14 protein-coding genes are annotated in these 22,905 nt (G+C 64.2%); 8 read left to right on the top strand and 6 right to left on the bottom strand.

Annotated elements, in window-relative coordinates:
• The first annotated feature begins 224 nt into the window (after nucleotides 1-224).
• The gene (locus tag NET03_RS12605) at nucleotides 225-5,288 is read left to right on the top strand and encodes a DEAD/DEAH box helicase (protein ID WP_252128992.1); all 5,064 of its coding nucleotides are present in this window, start codon (nucleotides 225-227) and stop codon (nucleotides 5,286-5,288) included.
• Between the two features lie 195 nt (nucleotides 5,289-5,483).
• On the opposite strand, the gene NET03_RS12600 is transcribed toward NET03_RS12605, so the two are convergent.
• Entirely contained in the window at nucleotides 5,484-6,584 is a 1,101-nt protein-coding gene (locus NET03_RS12600; RefSeq protein ID WP_252128991.1) for an NAD(P)-dependent alcohol dehydrogenase, read from the bottom strand.
• 355 nt (nucleotides 6,585-6,939) lie between these two features.
• On the opposite strand from NET03_RS12600, the gene NET03_RS12595 reads away from it, so the two are divergent.
• Nucleotides 6,940-7,734, top strand: a complete 795-nt coding sequence (locus NET03_RS12595) for an endo alpha-1,4 polygalactosaminidase (RefSeq protein ID WP_252128990.1) — start codon at nucleotides 6,940-6,942, stop codon at nucleotides 7,732-7,734.
• Nucleotides 7,735-7,872: 138 nt separating this feature from the next.
• Here the strand turns inward: NET03_RS12595 and NET03_RS12590 are convergent, their stop codons facing one another.
• A complete protein-coding gene (locus NET03_RS12590) occupies nucleotides 7,873-9,495 on the bottom strand; it encodes a thiamine pyrophosphate-binding protein (protein WP_252128989.1) in 1,623 nt (540 codons plus the stop codon).
• Nucleotides 9,496-9,950: 455 nt separating this feature from the next.
• Here NET03_RS12590 and NET03_RS12585 point away from each other — a divergent pair, with 455 nt between their 5' ends.
• Together NET03_RS12585 and NET03_RS12580 are read left to right on the top strand one after the other, a co-directional pair.
• Nucleotides 9,951-11,720, top strand: coding sequence for a thiamine pyrophosphate-requiring protein (locus tag NET03_RS12585; protein WP_252128988.1), 1,770 nt, complete (start codon nucleotides 9,951-9,953; stop codon nucleotides 11,718-11,720).
• A 277-nt stretch (nucleotides 11,721-11,997) separates the two neighbouring features.
• On the top strand, nucleotides 11,998-13,269 hold the full coding sequence (locus NET03_RS12580; RefSeq protein ID WP_252128987.1) for an MFS transporter: 1,272 nt from the start codon (nucleotides 11,998-12,000) through the stop codon (nucleotides 13,267-13,269).
• Between the two features lie 55 nt (nucleotides 13,270-13,324).
• Here the strand turns inward: NET03_RS12580 and NET03_RS12575 are convergent, their stop codons facing one another.
• On the bottom strand, nucleotides 13,325-14,713 hold the full coding sequence (locus NET03_RS12575; protein WP_286207426.1) for a CUAEP/CCAEP-tail radical SAM (seleno)protein: 1,389 nt from the start codon (nucleotides 14,711-14,713) through the stop codon (nucleotides 13,325-13,327).
• A 309-nt stretch (nucleotides 14,714-15,022) separates the two neighbouring features.
• On the opposite strand from NET03_RS12575, the gene NET03_RS12570 reads away from it, so the two are divergent.
• Nucleotides 15,023-16,234 carry a pyridoxal phosphate-dependent aminotransferase gene (locus NET03_RS12570; RefSeq protein WP_252128985.1) on the top strand — a complete coding sequence of 404 codons (1,212 nt, stop codon included), beginning with the start codon at nucleotides 15,023-15,025 and terminating at the stop codon, nucleotides 16,232-16,234.
• 25 nt (nucleotides 16,235-16,259) lie between these two features.
• Here the strand turns inward: NET03_RS12570 and NET03_RS12565 are convergent, their stop codons facing one another.
• Genes NET03_RS12565 through NET03_RS12555 form a run of 3 tightly spaced genes read right to left on the bottom strand, consistent with a single transcriptional unit; the run spans nucleotide 16,260 to nucleotide 19,325 of the window.
• On the bottom strand, nucleotides 16,260-17,411 hold the full coding sequence (locus NET03_RS12565) for a DUF4388 domain-containing protein (RefSeq protein WP_252128984.1): 1,152 nt from the start codon (nucleotides 17,409-17,411) through the stop codon (nucleotides 16,260-16,262).
• Nucleotides 17,404-18,423 (bottom strand): GDSL-type esterase/lipase family protein, encoded by a 1,020-nt coding sequence (locus tag NET03_RS12560; RefSeq protein ID WP_252128983.1) that lies wholly within the window; start codon nucleotides 18,421-18,423, stop codon nucleotides 17,404-17,406. The genes NET03_RS12565 and NET03_RS12560 overlap by 8 nt, the downstream gene beginning before the upstream one ends.
• Nucleotides 18,420-19,325, bottom strand: coding sequence for an NUDIX domain-containing protein (locus NET03_RS12555; RefSeq protein WP_252128982.1), 906 nt, complete (start codon nucleotides 19,323-19,325; stop codon nucleotides 18,420-18,422). The genes NET03_RS12560 and NET03_RS12555 overlap by 4 nt, the downstream gene beginning before the upstream one ends.
• 867 nt (nucleotides 19,326-20,192) lie before the next feature.
• On the opposite strand from NET03_RS12555, the gene NET03_RS12550 reads away from it, so the two are divergent.
• From NET03_RS12550 to NET03_RS12540, 3 genes are all read left to right on the top strand, one after another.
• A complete protein-coding gene (locus tag NET03_RS12550; RefSeq protein ID WP_252128981.1) occupies nucleotides 20,193-21,725 on the top strand; it encodes an undecaprenyl-phosphate glucose phosphotransferase in 1,533 nt (510 codons plus the stop codon).
• A 5-nt stretch (nucleotides 21,726-21,730) separates the two neighbouring features.
• A complete protein-coding gene (locus tag NET03_RS12545; RefSeq protein WP_252128980.1) occupies nucleotides 21,731-22,306 on the top strand; it encodes a GNAT family N-acetyltransferase in 576 nt (191 codons plus the stop codon).
• Nucleotides 22,307-22,667: 361 nt separating this feature from the next.
• On the top strand, nucleotides 22,668-22,850 hold the full coding sequence (locus NET03_RS12540; protein WP_252128979.1) for a hypothetical protein: 183 nt from the start codon (nucleotides 22,668-22,670) through the stop codon (nucleotides 22,848-22,850).
• Nucleotides 22,851-22,905 lie beyond the last annotated feature (55 nt).

The following is a 22,905-nucleotide window of genomic DNA, read 5'->3' as shown; positions in this document are numbered from 1 at the left end:
CGGGCGCGATGCATCGCGCCCCTACAGCAGGATGACACCACCTCTTCCTGTTCTCTCTCCCATGTCGAGCGGGAGGCAGAGGGTGCGGCAAGTACCTCCGTGCGCCCCTCCCACGCAGCCGGTATACTCCCCTCTGAACGCTACTCGGATTCCCGGGAACACCTGCGTTCCCACCGACCTGCGAACCTGAGGAGTGGAGTTCCTGAGGAGGGGACAGCCGCCCGATGTCGTCGGTGTTCGAACTCCACCGCCGCGTCCTCCAGGACTATCAGGACTTCATCCACGCCTTCGTCATCGCCCGCGACCCACGTATCCAGCAGGAGATCCGCCGCCTCCTGCTCGACCAGCAGCACCTCTGGCCGGAACCACTCGTCCAGCTCTCGCCGGCCTACCAGCGAGATGCCACGGTCGATGAACTGGTCCGCCAGGGGCTCTTGCACGAGACCACTGCCCAGATCTTCCGCCGTCCTGACGGTACTCCCTTACGCCTCTTCACCCACCAGGTGGAAGCGATCCGTGCGGTCCAGGACGGCCGCAGCGTCGTCGTCACCTCCGGCACCGGCTCCGGGAAAAGCTACTGCTACTTCATCCCCATCGTTGACCTCGCCGTCCGCTTCCCAGACGAGCCCGGTCCCTTTGCCCTCGTCGTCTACCCGATGAATGCCCTCGTGAACTCCCAGTTTCACGCGCTGACCGAGCTCCGCACGCGCTACGAACAGCGCACTGGCCGCCCCTTCCCTTTGCGCTTCGCCCGGTACACTGGTGAGACACCGCAAGAGGAACGGGCTGAAATCCGCCAGAACCCACCCCACCTCCTCCTCACCAACTACGTCATGGCCGAACTCTTGCTCGACCGTCCTGAAGACGCACCACTCGTCGCGCCCCGGCCCACTGCCCGCGCGCCCTTCGTCCTCGTCTTCGATGAACTCCACACCTACCGCGGTCGGCAAGGTGCAGACGTTGCCCTCCTCGTCCGCCGCCTCCGGGCTCGGCTCGAACGCCCGCGCGTTGTCCACATCGGGACGAGCGCCACCCTTGTCGCCCACCGCGACGCAACCGCTGCCGAGCGTCGTCAGGTCGTTGCCGACTTCGCTTCCCGCTTCTTTGGCCACCGGATTGATCCCAACGACATCATCGAGGAGACGCTCGAGCTGGTCACCACCGGAACTGTGCCGACCGGCAGCGAACTCACCGCGGCACTTGCTGCCCCACCCCCCAAGGAGCCGGACGCGCTCCGGAGCCACCCACTCGCCTGTTGGCTGGAACAAGCGCTCGGCGTGGAACGGCAGCCAGACGGGTCGCTGCGTCGCCGACCACCACGGACTCTGAGCGATGTTGCGCACGACTTAGCAACGGAGACTGGTCTCGACGCGGCGACCTGCCGCGCCCGCCTCCAGGAACTCCTGGAAACGGCTGCCCAGCTGCGGGGACCGGACGGCCAGCCACTCTTTGCCTTCAAGCTGCACCAGTTTATCTCCCAAAGCCACGCCCTCTACGCGACATTGGAGCCGTCTCCCGAGCGTCGCTTTGCCACCGAGCCGCGCGCCAGCGGCAGCCATCCACGCTACCCGCTCGCCTTCTGCCGCGTGTGCGGTCAGGAGTATTACCGCGTCCTCTTGCGTGGCGACCGGCTCGAACCCTCTCCACCTGGCCTCGTGCTCGACGAGGCTGGAGCGCTCGTCGGCTACCTCGTCCTCGCCGAGGCTGTCCCCGAGTGGTCGCTTGAGCAGCTGCCAGACGACTGGCGTGACGCCCGGGGTCAGCTCCGACGCACTTGGCGCGACCGCGTCCCGCAGCGCGTCTCGGTTTTCCCGGACGGCCGGCTCACCAACCATGGAGTTGAAGGCGCCTACCCCGCCTGGCTCCAGACCGAGCGGTTCTGGCTCTGCCTTTCCTGCGGCACCTGGTACGGGCGGCGCGAAGGAGAGTACCAGCGCCTCACCTACCTCGCCAGCGAGGGACGAAGCTCAGCAACGACCATCCTCGCCGTCTCCCTCCTCCGTCACGCCCGCGCGATCGGTAGCCGCGATAAGTTGCTCACCTTCACCGATAGTCGGCAGGACGCCTCGCTCCAAGCTGGGCACTTCAACGACTTTGTCCACGTCGCAGTCCTCCGTTCGGCACTCTATTCGGCGCTCCAAGAACGCTCGCCGCTCCCCTTCGAGGAGGTAGCCGAAGCGGTCGTCCGCCACATGGGGCTCACGCTCGCCGACTATGCCAAGCAGCACGACCTCGTCTCCAACAGTCCAGCGGCGCAGGATGTCCGCACGTGCTTCTACGACCTCACGGAATATCGCCTCTATGAAGACCTCCGTCGCGGCTGGCGTGTCGCCCTGCCCAACCTCGAGGATGTCGGCCTCTTGCGCCTCGACTATCGAGGTCTTGCGGAACTTTCCGCTGACGATGCGGAGTGGGCCGCGGTACCTCCCATGGCCGCACTCTCTGCCAGCCAGCGCGAGCGCCTGCTCCGTGCGGTGCTCGACCACCTCCGCCGCGCTTTGGCCATCGACGCGCCGATCCTCGCCGACGAGGACCAGCAGCGCCGACTCTTCCGCCGCGCCACAGACCTTTTGAACGAGTTCTGGGGGATTGATCCCAGCCAAGGCGGTCTACGCCGCGCCACCACCTTTGTCTGGCCTGCCCCAACCAGCGACGACGAGGACGCACGCAGCTTGGCCCGATCTACCCCACTCGGCCGCTTCCTTACCCGCACACTCAACCTGGACGCGACCGCCTACACGGAGCTCCTCCCCGCGCTCCTGGACCGACTGGCACGCCACGGCCTGATCGAGCGACGAGAGCAGGACAACGGCACCCTTGCCATCCGCCTCCGCCATACTGCACTCCGCTGGTGCCGCGGTGACGGAACGCCTGTCATCGACCTTGTGCGGGAACGCACACAGCTCAGCGAGGAGGAGCGGCGGGCCAATGCGTTTTTCCAGCGCTTCTATCAGGAGGCAGCCGCCGAGCTCGCCGCGCTCGAGGCACGCGAGCACACCGCACAAGTGGTGGCACCCGGCGAACGCCAGCGCCGCGAACGCCGCTTCCGCTGGACTGAGGAGGATAAGCGTGACCCCACGCTCGGTCGCCGCCTCCCCTATCTCGTCTGCTCACCAACCATGGAACTCGGGATCGATATTGCCGACCTCGACCTGGTGCACTTGCGCAATGTCCCGCCAACTCCCGCCAACTACGCTCAGCGCAGCGGCCGCGCTGGCCGCCAAGGACAGCCCGGCCTGATCATCACCTTCTGTGGCGCCCTCCACAGCCATGACCAGTACTTCTTCCGTCACCGGGAGGAGATGGTTGCCGGCGCCGTCCGCGCCCCACGCCTTGACCTCGCCAACGAGACGCTCTTGCGCACTCACTTCCTCGCTGAATGGCTCTCCGAGACCGGCTTGACGTTACGGGATTCGGTCAACAGCGTGATCGATATCGATCGTCTCCCGGAACTCCCACTCTTCGATAACGTCCGTGCCCAGCTCCAGCTCGCACCCAGCCAACGACAACGCTTACTCCAGCGGATCCAACGCGTACTCACCGCCGATGACCGCGCCGAACTGGAGCGGACGGGCTGGTTCACCGAGCGCTGGATCGAACAACTGCTCGATTCTGCTGCTGAACGGTTCGACCGTGCCTTCGACCGCTGGCGCGAGCTTTACCGTGCCGCCTTTGAACAGCTCGAGAGCGCGCAGCAGGTGCTCTTGCGCTCCCATTCCCGCGATCAGCAGGAGGCGGCCCGCCGCCAGCAGGAGGAGGCACTGCGCCAGCGCAACCTCCTACTCCAAGTCGAGGTGGCACGGGAGGAGAGTGACTTCTACCCGTACCGCTACTTGGCGACTGAGGAGTTCCTCCCCGGCTACAACTTTCCGGCGCTCCCCGTCCGGGCCTGGGTCCCACGCGGAGCAGGAGAATTCATCGCCCGGCCACGCTTCCTGGCCATCACCGAGTTTGCTCCCGGCGCCACGGTCTACCACGAAGGGGCAAAGTGGCAGTTCGCCCGCTTCTTCGTCCCCATCGGCGCCGGGTCGCTTGAGCAGCGCATCGTGCGCCGCAAGCTGTGTCGTCGCTGCTCCGCCTGGGCCGAGCTGCAGGACGACCGCTGCTCCTCCTGCGGCCTGGAACTCTCCGGAGCAAACGCAGAGCACGTTTCGCTGCTCGAGATGCCAAATGTCCGCTTGGAACGTCGCGAGCGGATTACCTGTAACGAGGAGGAGCGGCAACTGGCCGGGTATACCCGCGAGCTCGCCTTCCGTTTCACGGCTGTCGAGTCGAGCCCACGGCTCCTCGAAGCCGACGTCTTGGCAGATGACGGCACCCCTCTCCTAGCTCTCCGGTACGCCCCCGCGGCCACGCTTCTGACCCTCAACCGCGGGTGGCGCGCTCAGAGCGAGCCGGACTTTCTCATCGACCTTGCGACTGGCGAGGTCATGGGTGAGGAGCGTTCCAAAGCGCGGACTTCTCGTCGTGCCTCCACACCACAACATGTCAGTCGCTTGGCACTTGCCGTCCAGGAGACCCGTAACCTGCTGCTCCTCCGCCTCCTCGATCCGACGCTCCGCGACAATCCCGTGGTACGCACGACCCTCCGCGTCGCGCTGCACCGCGGGCTTGCCGAGGCTTTCCAACTCGAGGAGACGGAGCTCGGCACGGCTGAGGTCGGCGACGGGGATCATCTGGCGCTCCTCTTCCTTGAGGAAGCCGAAGGCGGCCTCGGTGTCCTCCGTCGACTGGTCGAAGAAGGCAACGCACTCGCGGAGGTCGCACGCGAAGCGCTCCGGCTCTGTCACTTCACTCCTGAGACGGAGCGAGCCGACTGCGACGGAGCCTGCTCAGAATGCCTGCTCACCTACAGTTCGGCACGCGACTTGCGTTTCCTCGACCGCTTCGCCGTCCGCGATCTCTTGCAGCAGCTGACCACTTGCCGAGTGCAACTCCGGCATGGCACCCGGTCTCGTGAGGAGCACCGCGACTGGCTCCTCACCCGATGCGAGTCCTCGCTCGAACGTGACGTCGTTACGGAACTCTACGAGCACGACCTTCGCTTGCCGGATGAGGCGCAGAAGGTCATCGAGGAGCCACGTTGCCGGGCTGATTTCTTCTACCGCCCGAATATTCTTGTCTTTATCGACGGTCCCCACCACGACGAGCCACGGGTCCGGAAGCTGGACAAAGAAACCCGTTGCAACCTGCTCCGCCGTGGCTACCGCGTCATCGTCCTGCGCTACGACCGGCCGCTTCTCGAGCAGTTCGCCGAGCATCCGGAGGTCTTTGGACCCCTGCCATGACTGCGCGGCGCCGCGGGCAGCGCTTCCGCACCGAGGCGTGGAACACGCGGTGAGGCCTTCGCAGGAGCGCCATTCGCACGCGGTCGAAGCCCGTATCGTAGCGACCAAGGATCCTGCGAGGCCTTGCTCACCGGCACGGGCAGTGGTGATGCTCGCCCGACGGGGTACGCGTGCACACGCTTGTTGGTTGCCCGCTCAGTCAAACCGCAATACCGGCTTGACCACGCGTCCGGCCTCGGAATCCTCGGCTGCCTGCTGGATCGCTGCAAAGGGGTAGAAGGTGATCAGGCGATCGAAGGGGAACTTCCCCTGCTGGTAGAGTGCGATCATCTCTGGGATGAAGAGCTCAGGGACGCTGTCCCCTTCAATGATCCCGCGCACCATGCGACCAAAGAGCATCGTCCCCATGTCCAATGCCACCTCGGCGCCCAGCGGCGCAGCGCCGATCAGCCCACAGACACCAAGTTGATCCAGGCAATCTACCGCTTGACGGAAGACTTTGGGATTTGCCGTCGTTTCGATACTGTACTGCACGCCGTAGCCAGTGATTCGCCGGATCTCTTCAACCGGATCGCTCGTCCGCGCGTCGATGACGTGCGTGGCGCCGAGCTCGCGAGCCACCTCGAGTCGGCCCGGGTTGATATCGACCCCGATGATCGTGGTGCAGCCCACGGCACGCGCAGCGAGCAGTGCGCTGAGCCCCACCGAGCCGGTGCCGAAGATGGCGATAGAGCTCCCAGCCGGTGGACGTAGCGAGTTGAAGACTGCGCCAGCGCCCGTCTGCACCCCGCAGCCGAGCGGCCCCAAGAGCTCCAGTGGTACATCCTTGGGTACTTTGACCACGTTGCGCTCGTGCGCCACCGCGTAGGTGGCAAACGATGACTGGGCAAAGAACATCCCGGTAATCGGTTGGCCGCGCCAGCGAATCGGGCTAGTACCGTCCGGTCGGCGCCCACCGAAGTTGAGCGGGAAAAGCTGCACACAGTAGGCCGGCTTGCCACGGAGACAGTGGTGACATTCGCCACAGGAACGGAAGGTCAGCACTACGTGATCGCCCGGGGCCACCTTCCGCACCCGTGCGCCGACGCGTTCCACTACACCCGCTCCCTCGTGCCCGAGCACTGCCGGTAGCGGCACCGGGTACCACTGGTCGCGGACGATCAGGTCGGTGTGGCAGATCCCTGCACTGACAATCCGGACGAGCACTTCGTCTTCGCGCGGCTCCTCCAGCTCGACCTCCTCGACGACGAACGGCCCGTGCGGTCGCTCAACTACCGCTGCTTGCGCGATCACCATGGTTGACACTCCTTCCCGCATGCGCTAGCGACAATAGTCGGGAGAAAGCCTCTGGCTCGACAGGGTACGACTCGAGTCTCCTCTGGACCTTCCGAGCCCCCCTACAAAACACCTCCTTGTGGAGCTCGCCTTCTTCACCGCCGCGAGATACGCTGACCATAGCGCATTGTCCCCGCAGTGTCGAGCGGCGCCTGAGAGGCAAACCCGCAACTGGCCCGCCCTTTGTCGCATTCAGGGTGCGCCATCACAGCATCGCCATGGTTTTCACTTGACGGCGAGTCCTCTTCTGCCGAATAACACATTGAGAGTACTGAGCGTCCGGTGCCACCCGGCGATGCAGGAGAAGGGATCACCAATGCGCCGCATGCTGACGCTCTGTCTCACGCTCGCGCTCCTGTTCAGCAGTTCACTCCCCCAAGCAGCCGCAACACCGCGCTGGTGGCAGCCGCGCGGCCAACTTCGCTGGCACATCCAGTTCACTGGGGACCTCACCGTCCCTCGTGACGCCCAGGTGGTCTTCCTCGACCTCTTCGACACTGATCCTGCAACAGTCACTCGCCTCAAACGGCAAGGCAAGCGTGTGGTCTGCTACCTTAATGCCGGTGCCTGGGAAGACTGGCGCCCCGATGCTGCAGCCTATCCCCCGGAGGTACTCGGCAACGAATACGAGGGTTGGCCAGGCGAACGGTGGGTCGATATCCGTCTTCTCGACCTCCTGGCACCGATCCTCCGCGCTCGCCTCGACCTCTGCCGTGCCAAAGGGTTCGACGGCGTCGACCCCGACAACCTCAACGGCTATCAGAATGAGACCGGTTTCCCGCTCACGGCGGACGACCAGCTCCGCTTCAACCGCTGGCTTGCCGCTGAAGCCCATGCGCGCGGTCTTGCCATTGGCCTCAAGAACGATGCCGAGCAAGCCTCGGAGCTCGTCGCCCACTTCGACTGGATTCTGGTCGAAAGCTGTGTCGCTGAGGGCTGGTGCCACCTCACCGCTCCGTTCCGCCGCGCCGGCAAGCCTGTCTTCGCCATCGAGTACGTGGAGAACGGCGTGACCAAGTCCCAGATGTGCCGAGTCGCCCGTCAGTATGGGCTCAGTGCCCAGCTCAAGCGCCGCGAACTCGGCCCCTGGACACAGCCCTGCTGGCGGTGACCGCCTCCGCCGTATCAGCCACAGCTTCCCAGCTGTCACGCCGAAGTAGCACAATGGCGAGGCCATACTGGCCATTGGCGACCAGGCGGTCGAGCCGCTGCCTCATTGAAGGCAAGAGCACTGTCGGAATGCGCACGGTCACACGATCGGGCGGTAGGCCTCGGCATCAAGCGGGACTTCAATCACAAACGGTACCCCTGCGCGAGTCACCGCCAACGCTTGCTCGGCCGCTGCCGCAAGCTCCTCAGCCGTCCGCGCCACCACCCCCTCGCAGCCACAGGCCCGGGCGACCTGCACGCTGTCGATCGGTTCGAAGTCGACGCCGTAGCGCGGCAGCCCACGGTTCTCCTGCCCGATCCGGATCAACGAATATGAGCAGTCAGCGATGACCAGCACCATCACCGGCGCGCCGACCCGCCGCGCTGTTTCCAGCTCCTGGCAGACCATGGAGAAACCACCATCCCCAAGTACTGCCAGAACCGGTACCTCCGGCCGCGCCAACTTCGCTCCGATCGCTGCCGCTAACCCATACCCCATCCCTGAGAGCCCATTCGACATCCAGAACGTTTCCGGGTACCGACTCGGCCAGAACTGGCCAAACAGATACTTGTGTGAGCCGACATCGGTGGTGACGATCGTCTCCGGCGGGAGGGTGTTCGCGAACACGGAGACGATCCGCACTGGCGCCAGTCCTTGCGCCGGCGCTCGACTCCGGCCGGCGGCAATCGCCTTCCGCTCCACCTGTACATCCTGGAACGGCCGCTCCCAGACACGTGGTGGCGCGAGCTCATCCAGCGCCGCCAGCAACGCTCCATGATCAGCCACGATCAACTCACGGCGCGGCAGCACGCCCGTGGCCTGCGCCGACTCCAGCACCCAGACAATCGGCAAGTGGGCATGCCAGGTCTTGTCCACCTCAACCGGATCGAAGCCAAACCCGACAATCAGGTCAGCCCGCTGAACCGCCTCCATCATCAGGTCATCAATCGCCATGCCACCAACCACGCCGACGAAGTCTGTGGCCTCATCGTGCTCATCGATTAGGCCCTTGGCCTTCGGGGTTACCGCGACGGGCAACCGCCATGACCGCAGCCACTGCCGGAGCAGTGGTGCCCGTTCCGGGCGCACACCAAGCCCAACAATGACCAGTGGTCGTTCGGCGGCGGCGAGTCGTTGGGCGAGCTCGTGCGCGGCACGGCGGGCGTTCTCCTCCTGCCCAGTCAATACTGGGGCTGTGGGGTGTCCACCCTCGTGGAGGAACGATGCCGGCTGCACCGCATCTTCAGCGGAGAGCGTGAGGTACGCCGGCCCCTGTGGTTCGCTGGTGCAGGCCCAAAGAGCCCGCTGCACCGCAGACTGCGGGTCGAGCGGCGTGACCGCCTCTACATGCTTGACAATCGGACGGTACACCTCGTGGAGGGGCAGGCGCTGGTGCGTGTGGCTCACCGGCCAACTCACAGGGAGATCGGCAGTGATCGCCAAGAGTGGCTCTCGATCCAGCCAAGCATTGGCGAGCGGCAGCATCAGGTTGGCTGCACCGGGACCGAGCGTTGCGACAGCTACCCCAGCTGTGCGACGGAGTTTCCCGTACACTGCAGCCGCCGTACCGGCGACGGCTTCATGCCGGCAGAGCGTGAAGGAGATTCCAGCCCGTCGCAAGGCGTCGAGGAGGACTAACACCTCGCCACCCGGCAGCCCAAACGCCCGGTCTACTCCAGCTGACCGGAGTTCCCGCGCAACCACCTCCGCCACAGTCGGCATAGCAGTCCCCTTCCGCTCCAGTCACACGCAACTGCCAGTGTACGACGCCCTCACCCTCACCTCAACGATGAAGCTACTCGCGCCCTCCCCAACACTCCTCACCACTGGATCACCACTGGACCACTTACCCCCGCACACAGTCGGCCGCATCCGCAGGGAAAAGACGTGCACGGTAGGCGCGTTGCCAGGCACGCTATTCAGTTGGCCTCATCCGCAGGGAAAAGACCGCGGGGATGAGGGCCCTCGACTGCATGTCCCGCCGCCCGAGCGTGGAGACACCCTCCGAACCCGCTGTCTGCACCGTCAGAGCCGATTCGGTTCCTCGGGAGCTTCCTCGCCCCAATCCGCCAAGCGATGCGGCGGTTCAGCTCTACTGAACGTGTGCCTCGTCGAGCCGGTCGCCCAGCCGTACACTTGGCGTGCCACGAGACGGCATGCGTCACAGGAGGATTCAGATGGCTGAACGGGTCGAAGTGGCCCCGGCACCAGGAACACGCGAACTCCATCATGTCGAGATCGCCGAAGCGTACGTCGAGGCGCTCCTCGCGCACGGTGTCTCCTACCTCTTCCTCAACCCCGGCACCGATACCTTCCCGATCCAAGAAGCGATCGCCAAGCGCCGCGCACTTGGGCAGCCAGCACCGCAGGTCGTCCTGTGCCCCTTCGAGGTTCCAGCACTCGCGGCCGCGCACGGCTACTACGCGGTCTCTGGCCGGCCACAAGCCGTCCTGGTCCATGTTGATGTCGGGACACAAAACCTGGGAGCGATGGTGCATAACGCCCAGCGTGGCCGCGCCGCCGTCCTCCTCAGTGCTGGACGCGCCCCCTACACCACCGACCCCAGCGTTCGTGGAACCCGCGACGGCTACATCCACTGGTTGCAGGAGCAGCTCGATCAACACGGCATTGTCCGCAACTACGTGAAGTGGGACTATGAACTCCGCCGCCCTGACCAAGTCGCCGAGGTCGTTACCCGCGCCTACCAGATTGCGGAGAGCGATCCTCCTGGCCCGGTCTACCTCACCTTGCCACGCGAGGTGATCATGGAACGGGTCGAGCGTGTGCGCATCCCCGACCCCCGCCGCTTCCCGCCGGCTCGCCTTGGTGCTGGCGATCCTGACCTTCTCCGCCAGGCCGCCGAGCTCCTCGTCCGCGCCGAGCGTCCCCTGGTCCTCACCGCCGCAAGCGGCCGCTCCCGTGCTGGGTGGGACGGGCTTCTCGAACTCGCCGAACTCCTTGCCCTTCCGGTCGTCGAGTGGCGGACACGCGCCAACTTCCCAGCTGACCACCCCTTGCACCAGGGCTACAACTATGGACTTGAGCATGGCCTTGCTGAAGCCGACGTTGTCCTGATCCTTGACCACGATGTGCCATACATCCCAACGCGAACACCGCTCCCCGCGGATGCCACGGTCATCCAGATCGACCTGGATCCCGTCAAGGAGCGCATCCCGCTGTGGAGCTTCCCGGTTGATCTCCCAATCCGCGCCGATACCGGCGCAGCCCTGCCGGCTCTTGCCGCTGCCGCCCGCGATCTGCTGACCAAAGCAGACCGTCGGCGAATCGAAGAGCGCCGTCAGCGTCTCGCCGCCGCCTCGGCCGCCCGACGCGCCGAGTGGCGGCAACGCGCTGCTGCTCAGGCCACTACCCGCCCGATCACCGTCGAATGGCTTGGCTACTGCCTCGAGGAATTCCGGCGTGAAAACCCGGAACTCCTTGTCATCGACGAAGCGATCACGAGCCAGGTCCCGCTCTTCTGCCAGATCCAGTCCACAACCTACGGAAGCTGGTACCAGAGCGGGGGATCTGGTCTCGGCTGGGGGCTCGGCGCGGCAATCGGAGCCAAGCTGGCCGCTCCGGACCGCACCGTGCTCGGCTTGATCGGCGACGGCTCCTTCCTTTTCGGCGTCCCCGAGGCGAGTCTGTGGATCGCACGGCAGGCCAAGGCACCCATCCTCGTCGTAATTGTGAACAACGCCTGTTATAACGCCACCAAGCGCCCACTCGTCGCAGCATATCCGGAGGGATACTCCGTCAAGACCGGCGAGTTCGTCGGTATCGAACTCGCGCCCACCCCACGTTTTGATCTCCTCGCTCAGTCGGTCGATGCATACGGCGAGCGCGTTGAGGAACCGGATCAAATCCTCCCCGCGCTGCGGCGTGCACTCGCCCACGTCCGGGACGGCCAGTCAGCTGTGCTCGATGTCATCCTCGCCAGGCCCTAAGACAGTGGGAGCTCGGTGGTGACGTCCGCTGCGTTGCCACCGAGCTCGCCACTATCCATCCAGGCTGCAGACACGTCGTGGCCTCTGGTAGTACCGCGGGAAGCACTCGATCGCCCGTGAGCCGCTCCGTCCCTGCTCCTGAGACGTCTGCACCCCCTGGTTCTGCTCGAGTCGTCTTATCCGGGCCCGCCCTCTCCGTCGACGTTCCGCACCGCTCCTCCGGCTTGAGGATCGCCGAATGGTGGACTACTGTACGCTGGGATGAGGAGGAGGTTGCGTGCAGCTCCGCCCGACACGGCAGTCTCGCGTGCCCCCTGCTGACGACGAGCCGTCCAAACTCCAACCCCACCCCAATCACGTCCTCGCCGCCAGCTGGCTGGCCTATGCTGCCTTCTACTTTCCGCGCCTCGCCTTCGCCGCCAGTAAACTCGGACTCCTGGCCGACCCGACCCTCGGCCTCTCGCGTGTCTTTCTCGGCGTCGCCGACGCGCTCTTCCTCGCCGTCTACGCCGCCGGTCAGTTCGTGGCCGGCGCCCTCACCGACCGCGTGGGCCCGCGCAGACTAGTCACCCTCGGACTCCTGACCGCCTGCGCGGCATCACTGCTTCTCGCTGCGACGCCCACCGCCTGGCTGCTGCTGGCCGCGCTCCTCATCCAAGGTGCCGCACAAGCCACCGGCTGGGCCGCAGTCTGTAGTGATGTCGCACAACATACTCCGCCGCAGCGGCGTGGCGTCGCATTCGGGATCCTCAGCACGAGCTATGCCTTCGGGGCGCTTGCTGCTCCTGTCCTTCTCGGTTGGTTCGCGTACTCGGTCATCGGCCAGTGGCGCGCCGCACCGCTTGCGGGCGGGATGATCGCACTCTTCGTCGCCGTCGCCTACACACTGTGGCTGCGCGTCTGGTTCGCACCGGATCGGGCGAGCCAGCATCTGCGAGCCAGTGAGAGACAAGCTCTCGCGCTCCTCCGTAGTCGTTCACTCTGGTTCCTCAGCGGTGCCGATTTTCTCCTCAAGCCGGTTATTTATGCGACCGTCTTCTGGGCACCAGTGCTTGTCCGCGACGCCCTACCCTTCATCGCCGCCGGCGTCGCGACGGCGATCGCTGGACTGCTCGGGCTCGCCGGCCTGGCCGGCCCACTCCTCGCTGGCACGATCTCGGATCGACTCTTTGGGGGACACCGCGTCCGGCCTGCTGTCTTTGCCTTACTCGGCTGTACCGTGGCCCTTCTTCTCTTCCCTGTTGCGGCACGGACTCAACGTTGGTGGCTGATCGCGCTCGTCCTCCTCGCGCTCGGTATCACCCTCTATGCCGCGGAGTCGTTAATCGTTGGCGTCGCAGCCGCCGAAGCCGGTGGAGCACAGGCTGCAATCGCGGTGGGCATCGTCAACGGTGTTGGCTCGGTTGGCGGAATCCTCGGGGGACTCGTCCCTGGTCTCGTCACCGGCACTTCACTGTTTCTCGCTCTCGCGTTCACCGCGCTGATTGCATCGCTCCTGCTCATCCCACTGACCGACAAGGCGAGTGGGCACGATCATTCGCCTCGTTGACTTGCGACCCTCCTTAGGATTCTGCAGGACCCACCGGGTCCGCGAGCGGCTCCGCTCAGCAGAACCATGATTCGGTGAGCCGCGGTGGGGACGGTCGCTTCCGTCGACGTCGCGGCGGCTCACTGGGTGGCTGCTTTCCAGCAGTCTCCCAGGCCAGTGCGCGTATCGCCGCAAAGGTGGTATAGGGATCCCAGCCCTCCCGCGTCGCCCGCTCCGCAAGCTCGGCGACAGCCTGCTGGAGTTCGTCCATCCGCGGGTCTGGATGCCGCCAGGTATAAGTGAAGTTCGCCTCATCTAGCGGTCCCAAGTACGGCCGGAGTTCTGGGACCTCCAGCAGCGCCGAGCCTGGCGGGATGAGCAAGCGAATAGAAAGATGGACCGGATCAACGTGCTCGATCAGCTCCTCTTCCTCAATGAACTCCAGAAGCTCCAGGTAGTCCCCCAGGGTTGTCCAGGGAGTGAACAGCAAGAGCGAGGGTCGCAGCGCGATGCCCGCGTCGTCGCAGACGCGAAGCGCTTCAAGCACGTCGGCCCGCGAGTGACCCTTCCGGATCGCCTTGAGTGCCCGGTCGCTGAGAAGCTCGACCGCCGAGACGACGAAAACGCAGCCGAGCCGCCGAAACTCCGGCATCAGGTTCCGATGTTGGACGATGTGCTCGATCCGCGCTGTGAAATCAAAGGTCACGTCCGGGAACTCCTCGTGCAACGCACGGCAGATGCGCAGGCTATGGGTCGGCCCGTTCAAGAAGTCAGGATCACCAAAGGTGATGTGCCGGACACCGTTGGCCACCTGCTGCCGGATATCCGCGAGGACCACTTGGCGTGGGATGGCAAAAAACCGTCCACGGTAGATTGGCACGACGGGGCAATGTGCGCAGGTATGATGACACCCACGGGTTGCCTCTGTGTATCCTGCCGGCACGACCTGGCCATTGATGATCAGATGCGCGTAGTGGCGCGGTGGTGGCAGAACGTCGCGAGCTGGAACTGGAAAACCAACGCGGACGAGCGCTGGCGCAGACGATTGCTCCCGCGTCACAACCCCGGGCACTGTGACTGGCCCACCGCGCTCCAGCGCCTGAACCAGGCCTAAGAGGGGTACCTCGATCTCACCGCCGATCACACTATCGGCGAGTTCTCGGAGCAGATAGTCACGGTTTAACCAGGCATAGAGGCCGTAGTAGCAGAGGTGCACCCCAGGATTCACGGCCCGGATGCGCTCGCCAAGCCCCACACCCAAACGGAGGGCAGTGTGCATCGGGACGGAGATGGCCACGAGCCTTGCTCGCTTGATCGCCGCCGCGGGGAGCTCCTGTACCGCCGTGTCAATCGCCAGCGGGTGGTATCCCGCTACTCGCAGGTAGGCAAGCGGCATGGCGAGACTCAGCGGCTGGTGGCCGAGCTCGTAACAAGAGAGGAGAAGGATTGCACCAGGCTCGTGCAGGTCGCGCCCTGTCGTGTCCGCGACCTCCGCTCGAACACGCACCGGATCACCCTCCGCGGGAGCGTTTGCCATCCTTTGCAAGCGTAGCACGCGACGCGGCTCCGGTGATGCTCTCTGCCGACTCTCCCTGAACGGCAACCAGCCCCTGGTGCACCAGGGCTTGGCAGCAAGGCTTCTCTGCTTCCCCCTTCGTCATTCCCCGAGCCCCTTGCCTCCCGCCGTTCCGGTATCTCGAAAAGACGCTCGCACTGCGTCACACATGAGTGCTACACTGGTGGGCCGTACGTGTCGTTGGGTGGGGGAGGCACAATGGTCCAGCGAACAGTCGCACCGAACGTCTCGACCCGCGCGCAAGCGATTCCGCCATCTCCGATTCGTGGTCTTGTTCCCCTCGCCGATGCAGCCAAAGCGCGCGGTATCCGCGTGATTCATCTCAACATTGGCCAACCCGATCTCCCTCCCCCACCCGGCGTCAGTGCTGCAATCGCAGCGGCGGCCAGCCAGCGACCGACCTATACCCCGTCACGCGGGATTCCCGACCTCATTGCTGCCTGGGTGCGGTACTACCAACGGGTTGGCCTGTTGATCAACCCGGAGGAAGTCGTGGTGACCGGTGGGGCAAGCGAAGCGCTCTGGCTTGCTATCCTCGCCACCACGGATCCTGGCGACCAGGTGCTCGTGCCCGAGCCGTTCTATGCACCCTACCAGGGTATCCTGACTGCCGCCGGCGTCGAACTCGTGCCGGTACCCAGCCCTGACCGCTATGGTCCGATCTCTCCCGAAGCCGTCCGTCCACGCATTTCCCCGCGCACGCGAGGTATTCTCCTCTGTAGTCCCTCGAACCCCACTGGAACACTGTATGATCGTGCAGCCTTTCAGGCTCTCGCTGAGCTGGCGATCGCGTACAACCTGTTCTTTTACAGTGACGAGACGTACCGCGAGCTCGTCTTCAGCGGTACACGCGCGCCCAGCGCACTGGAAATGCCAGGGCTCGATGGCCATGCCATCGTCATCGACAGTATTTCCAAGCGCTTCAACGCGTGCGGACTTCGCATTGGTGCTCTGATTAGCCGAAACCGCGACGTCACCGCGGCGGCGGCATCGCTGGCCGAACTACGCCTCTCGCTTCCCCTCGTCGCACAACTCGCCGCCATGGCCGCGCTCGATGCGCCGGAGCGCTACATCGTCGAGGTCGTCACAACCTACCGACGGCGTCGTGACACGATGCTCGCCGCGTTGCGGCAGATCCCCGGCGTTCGCCCGATCCCGCCAGCGGGTGCGCTCTATCTCGTCGCTGAACTCCCGGTTGATGACGCGGAGCGTTTTGCCGCGTGGCTCCTCACCGACTTCGCGCTCGGTGGTGAAACGGTGATGGTTGCTCCCCTTCGCGGCTTCTATGCCACTCCTGGCTGTGGACAGCAAGCTATCCGCCTCGCCCTCGTTGAGTCCGAGGCTGTCCTCGAGCACGCCGCATCCCTGCTCGCTGCTGCGCTCGAGGTCTATCCAGGGCGGAGAGCGTGAAATCTCCTGTGCTTGTGGTGTGTTTTCACTGCTCGAGGCGCTGTTCGACCGGTCGCTGCACCCGGCGCGGGAAGAGGCCTTCAATCTGGTAGAACTCGTACATCCGGAGCATCTGCTGCAGTTCCGGATCAACGTGCCGGTAGAGCCCCTCCATCAACCCTCGTGCGATTGTCGGATCGAACAGTTTCTGAAACTTGTTGTTCTGGATCGCAATGAACAGCTTGTACAGGTCAATGAGCTCGGTTGAACTCAACCGCGTCTCACGATCGGTCTTAATCACGCGCCCGGCAGCCATGCGCACCCGCAACCCGTGCTGCCGCGCAAAGCGATTCAGCTGCTGCTCAAACTCCAGCGCAACCCGCGGATAGTCATAGAGGACAAGCTTGAGGTAGATCGATTCCACAGCCAGTGTGAAGAGTTCGATGATCTTGGCTCGGTTCGGCGGAACCGCCTCGACCATGCCCAGCTGGTGCAGCTGGTAGAGTGCTCGCGCAGTTTCGAACTGTGTCCATCCAGCTTCGCGTGCGATCGTCGCCACATCGCGTTGCCCGTCCACGAGCTCATACATCGTTGCTAACTCCACGGGCAATGGTCGCACCGGCCCACGCTTCCGGAAGATCATCGAGACAGAGGGAATCACCGGGCTGAGCTGGATCCACTCGTCGACACGGCGCGTTCCTTCCAGGACAAGCTGGAGGCTGTCGACCGTGATCGGAATACCGTCCTCGTACTGGCAGACATTCGCGCGGAATGCGAAACGGCAGTTCCGCCAAAGGAACAGCGTGTAGATCGCAATCTCGAGCTGCTGCTCCCGGCACCGCTGGATCTCTTCCGCCGTTATTTTCTCCTCGCGCACGAGCCGGGTCAGTAACCGCCCCTCGTCTGACTCTTCTGCGCTCAGCTCCTCGAGCTTCCTCGCCGGTAATCGGCCAGCACGCACCAAAAGCTCTGGTAATGTCGGGAGACGCGACCCTGCCGCCACATAGGTGATCCGCCCCTGCTCGAAAGTGATTGTCCGTGTGTTCCAGCCCTGGATCAGGGTGAGTGTGCCTGTCTTGTGCGTGTAGCCGAGCATCTGCAAGAGGTCGGAGAGCGTGAACGCTCCCAACCGCCCTTCCAAGTCCGGCGTGTCATCCACCGTGTGCTCTACGGTTGGATCGGGCCTCGTCTCACTCACTGAAACGCTCCAACCGGACCGCTGCCCGACCTTCGTTCCCCGCGCGATCCTTCGCTCGCACTTCCAGAGTGATCGGCGGCCCCGCCGTCGGCCATGGTGTCTCCCACAGTGTGATCCACTCATCGCGCTCGGACAATGGATCGAGCGTACCGACTTCCTGGCCGTCCACCCACACGCTCACACGTTCAACCCCACCCGCATCCGTCACGCGTACCCGGACGGTAAGGTACCGACGATCCACCTGCGCTCCATCCCGCGGTCGCTCGATCCGGATCTGCGGCGCCTCCTGATCCCGCCCGAGCGCTTTCCAGGCCGCTCGTGCAATCGCCTCATAGCCCTCGTTCGTCGGATGCACATCGACCGGCCACCAGGTCCACTCCGCGCTGTGTCCGCGGAACAGACTCTCCAGATCGACCACCGACGCCCCCACTGCGTTCGCCTGGGTACGGAGCTCGCTATTGAACTGTGCCACCCACCAGCTTTCGCTACGCTCGGCTCCCGGATCCCCCTCGGTCGGATCGTACAGTGTCAGTACCAAGAGCGGCACCTCACCAACGGTCCGACGGATCGCAGCGAGAGCTTCGCCAATGTTCGTCTGGAACTCCGCGAAGGCACGGTCTCGCTCACTCTCGTTCGCGTTCTGGAGAGCCAGAAGATCGTTCCCACCCAAGCTCACGAGGACAAAGCGGATTGTGCTGCCGCGCCGCTGTGCTGCTTCCACGGTTTCGCGCAGTCGGTCGAGCTGGCCTTCAGTGCGGAAGGAGTTGGTTCGCTCTCCAGGGACAGCGATACTCACCAGCTCTGTCCGCTCACCGAAGAACTCCCCGCTCCACTGGCAGAGAATCGCTGCCGCGCTGCGTTCCCGCGGCAGCGTACTGCCGATCCCGGCTGCCAGTGAATCCCCCACAGCAAGGCAGACCGCCGGCGGTACAGCGATGGAGCGGCTGAAGGGCACCCCAAGCACAAGGAGGACGGTCACCACCATAGTCGTCACCAGGGAACGCCGTCTCATGACCGCATTACCACCGGAATCCCGAACCGTTGCAGCGTCTTGATCACCAACCGACGCGTGTCCTCATGCGTTAACGCCTCAACTGCCTCACTCGGCTCGAACAGGAGCGTGTCATGACCCACATGCCGCTCGAAATCGGCACCTGGCCGCGCCTGCACGAGGAGATACGCCACGCGGCGCGGACGCCCCCCGGCAGCGAACTCCAAGACCCCGCCCCAGCCGATGACCTCCCCCACTAGCCCCTGCTCTTCTGCAACTTCGCGAAGCGCCGCTCGATACGCAGCCTCGCCCGGCTCAATGTGCCCTTTCGGCAGCACAATCGTGCCATCGGCCGCTCGCCGCAATGCCAGTTTCCCCTCGTCAGGTAGCCAGACGATTGCTCCCGCCTGCGGCACGACGCCCTCGGCACGCCCAAAGCTCGAAACCTCTAATTCCGCCCGCAGCTTGGCGTAGGTCACCGGGATGAGTTCTGGAATCACCATCGTGTTGGCAAGGATCGGCATGAAATTCGCATCACCTTGCCACCGCGGCACAATGTGCACATGCAGGTGATCGCTGATCCCGGCACCGGCAACGGCTCCCAGGTTCAGTCCCACGTTGAACCCATCGCAGCGTAGCGCCCGCCGCTGGGCGACCGTAAGCCACGTCACGAGCTCGAACAGTTCCGCCGTTGTCTCCCGGTCGAGCTCAGCAAGGTCTGCCACGTGCTGAAAGGGCACAGCCATCGCGTGACCGGTATTATACGGAAAAAGATTCATGATAAGGTAGGCCCGCGCTCCCCGGAGCAGAATCAGCTCGCGGACATCGTCACCAGCTGCAGGTTTCTCGCAGAAGATGCACCCGCGGTGCCGCACTTCCCCCTCGACGTACCGCAACCGCCACGGCGCCCAGAGTCGTTCCATCCTCCGCTCCTCGTTTCCTCGCCTGGTTCTGGCACGCTCCCGGTCAATCCTACACTGCTCCCCGTGCCCTCCTACGCCCTGCTGGTGACCGATTGTGACACGCCACCCGGTTTCCCATTAGACTGGACTACCTGCGCAACACCACTAGTTCGCTGCGGCAGCTCAATCTGTTCCTCGCAGCGTCTTTTGGGTGACCGGGTCTGTTCCGGTCCAAGCTCTCAGTGGCTTACTCCGCCCCTCAGCAGAGCAAGGTCCACAAGACGCCTGACGAGCGCTCCTTGACCAGGTGCACCCAACTCGCCATCCATTGCGCAACCCCACGGACACGTCGGCCAATGCCGGACAACTGCACCCCGGAGTGAGGGTTTTCGCATTCTCCAGTAGGATGGCCCACACTCTCCATCAAACTGGGCGCCGGCTGAAGCCGCTCTGGGACGTCTCACCCGGGCGCAAGCAGGCTCACCGTCGCAGCCTGCTCTCGTTCTGCTGGTCGACTGGCCCAAGTTCGCCATACGAGAGACCATCGACAGAACACGCAGAGCGCTCTGTTCGCACGGCATGGAGACGCGGGCGGAAAGGCCTGCCCTGCCACTCAACCAGGGAGGGCTCCTGCTCGGCCCCGTATGCCGTCTCCGTGGGAAAGATCCTGCCCCATACCCGAGAAGGGACGTGCGGAACGAGCAACGCCGTGATGTGGAGAAGACCCCTGCAACGTTGTTGCCGAGGTGACACAGCGTTCAAAGCCTCTCCGGACATCATGCCCGCTCGTGCGCATGACCGTCTCCAGGCGAAGCTCGCCAGCTGGTCCTAGCGAACCGGAGGCGTCGGTTATACTACGCCCGTGCAGCGCGTTGCCTGGGGGGCACGATGGACAACGACGCGGCGGCAGCGCACGGCGAAAGGGAAGCGGGATTGGGAGTTCAGACAAGCGAGGACACTCGCACCACGCGTCGACGTCGTTCTTGGCAGCGCACGTGGCTGCCTCGTCTCGTTCAAGCAGCGCTCGACGGCACACTGCTGGCACTCGCCTTTTGGTTTGCTTATGAGATCCGATATACGTGGGAACTTGGCGGGGACGTTCCGTCTGGTTTCATCCAACCATTCAGCGCCTTCGTCGGTCGGACGGCGCTCTTTGTTGTGCTGGCACTGCTCATCCTGACCGTCCGTGGTCTCTACCGGCTCCCCCGTTGGACCAGCTTCCTGGACGAGGCCTCGATCATCGCCAGCGGGGTGACAACGGCGATGGCACTCGTCATCCTGTATAGCTTCCTCTCTCGCTTCTCTCCCTCCCGTCTGATTTTCATCTACGCGTGGATCCTCGCGATTGGACTGCTGGTCACGCAACGGCTCGTCGGACGGTGGATTCGTGCCTGGCTCTGGGCCCATGAACGGGGAGTCGACCGGGTGGTGGTCATCGGCTCCGGGCCCGCCGCTCGCCGCATCATGCAGTATCTGTACAACCATCCACGCCTTGGTTACCGAGTCCTCGGCTATATTGATCTCGAGCCCCCCCTCGAGCCCCTCGCGCTCGGCACCGAGCGCGGCGTCATCCAGCCACCGTATCTTGGTACCTTGGACGAAGCGGTCGACCGCTTCCGCTCGACGCAGGTCGATGAGGTGATCGTTGCGCTCCCGCCCGCCCATCACGACCGGGTTTTAGAAGTCGTTGAGCAGTGTCGCGAGCTGGATATCGCGTTCTCCCTCGTCCCTGATCTTTTTGAACTCGCTCTTGACCGTGTCCAGATCAGTGAAGTTGCCGGCCTCCCACTCATCGGTATCAAGGAGAGTCGCCTCCGGGGCTGGAACTGGTGGATCAAGCGCTCAATGGACCTCGCCATTGCCACGATAGTCCTTGTCCTCGCTGCCCCCCTCATGCTGCTTATTGCTCTTGCTATTAAGCTCGACTCACCTGGCCCGGTCCTCTTCCGCCAGACTCGTATCGGTAAGGGTGGAAAACCGTTCACCCTTTACAAGTTCCGCTCCATGGTCGACGGAGCCGACCGGCAGCAGGAAGCGCTGCGACGTGCAACGGGGCGCAGCGCCCTGCTCTTCAAACTGCGTGATGATCCCCGCGTGACCCGCGTCGGTCGGTTTCTCCGCCGCACAAGTCTCGACGAGCTCCCGCAGTTCTTCAACGTCCTGAAGGGCGAAATGAGCGTCGTTGGTCCGCGCCCACCCGTCCCAGAAGAGGTGGCCGAATACCAGGACTGGCACCTGCAACGCCTGCTTGTCACTCCAGGGCTCACCGGCCTCTGGCAGGTCAACGGGCGCAGTGACCTCACCTTTGACGAGATGGTTCGCCTCGATCTCTATTACGTCGAAAACTGGTCCCCCTGGCTTGATCTCAAAGTCATCCTGCGAACTGTCCCAGTTGTCTTAACCGGTCGTGGTGCGTATTAGCCGGGATGCAGATTGTGATGGATCTTCATATTGTTCCTGTCACCCCTGAACGGTGGGACGACCTCGAGCGGCTGTTCGGGCCGAATGGCGCATTCAGCAATTGCTGGTGTACGTGGTACTGGCTGACCGGGCGAGAGTTTCAACAGCGCTCACCTGCCGAGCGCCGGACTCTCCTCCACCAGCGCGTCGTCGCTGGCCCACCCCCCGGTATTCTGGGATACCTGGACAACGAACCCGTTGCCTGGTGCGCACTCGGCCCGCGTCGTTTCTACCCCCGCCTGGCACGTTCGCGTCAACGTGCCGCGATCGATCAGACACCGGTGTGGTCCCTGGTCTGCCTCTACATTGCCCGCGCATACCGCGGTCGTGGACTCCTCCGTCCTCTCCTCCGTGGCGCCCTCGCCTACGCCCAGGCTGCCGGCGCACCAGCGGTTGAAGCCTACCCGATCGATCGTGAGGGGCACCTCCCGCCGACACAGCTCTGCCTTGGTCTCGCACGGGTCCTTCGGGAACTGGGATTCGTTGAAGTAGCGCGCCAGAGCCCAACACGCCCCATCATGCGCTACACGTTCGTGGAGTAGCAGCTCTCCCAACTTTGGACCACGGTTCCAATAGCCGTGCGCGTTATCTCGGCCGTCCTCTAGACCACACAGCCACCTCCAAACACGACCCCGCGACAGAGTTCCATCCAAGTCCGAGCACTGGCGTTGACCGCGACTACGGTGAGAGGAGAAACGGACTCCATGGCCAGCGCGCACCGCGCAGAGGAGTCCCACACGAACACATATTTATCGAGCGTGGAAGGTTGCGTTTCTCACACTGAGCAACGGAAGGCTCCAAAATAGTCACAACGTGAGCACATGACAAGTGACACACTTGTGCGAGTTGCGGAAGAGGAGCCTGGCTTGTCAAGGGGTGACGAGCTCGGCGGAAGGAGTTCCCATGACCCCGTGGATTGACGAACGACTCGCTGCCCTTCGAAGACGAGACTTTGAATCTGCCGCTGCTGCTCACCGACGAGCAGCTGCTCTCTCATCGTCCCCGCGCAATTGGCGTCTCCGATTCGGGAAGATCATTGTCCGTCTCGGCACCTGGGTCGCCGAGCAGCCCGATCCCCTCGCCTGACCTGGAGAGACTGCGCTCACCTCCGCCCCATGCTCCATGCGCTATCATGGGCTGG

Source organism: Thermomicrobium sp. CFH 73360 (assembly GCF_023806465.1).
GTDB lineage: Bacteria > Chloroflexota > Chloroflexia > Thermomicrobiales > Thermomicrobiaceae > Thermomicrobium.
The sequence above is the reverse complement of the archived record's forward strand: the minus strand, read 5'-3'. Positions and strand labels throughout refer to the sequence as shown.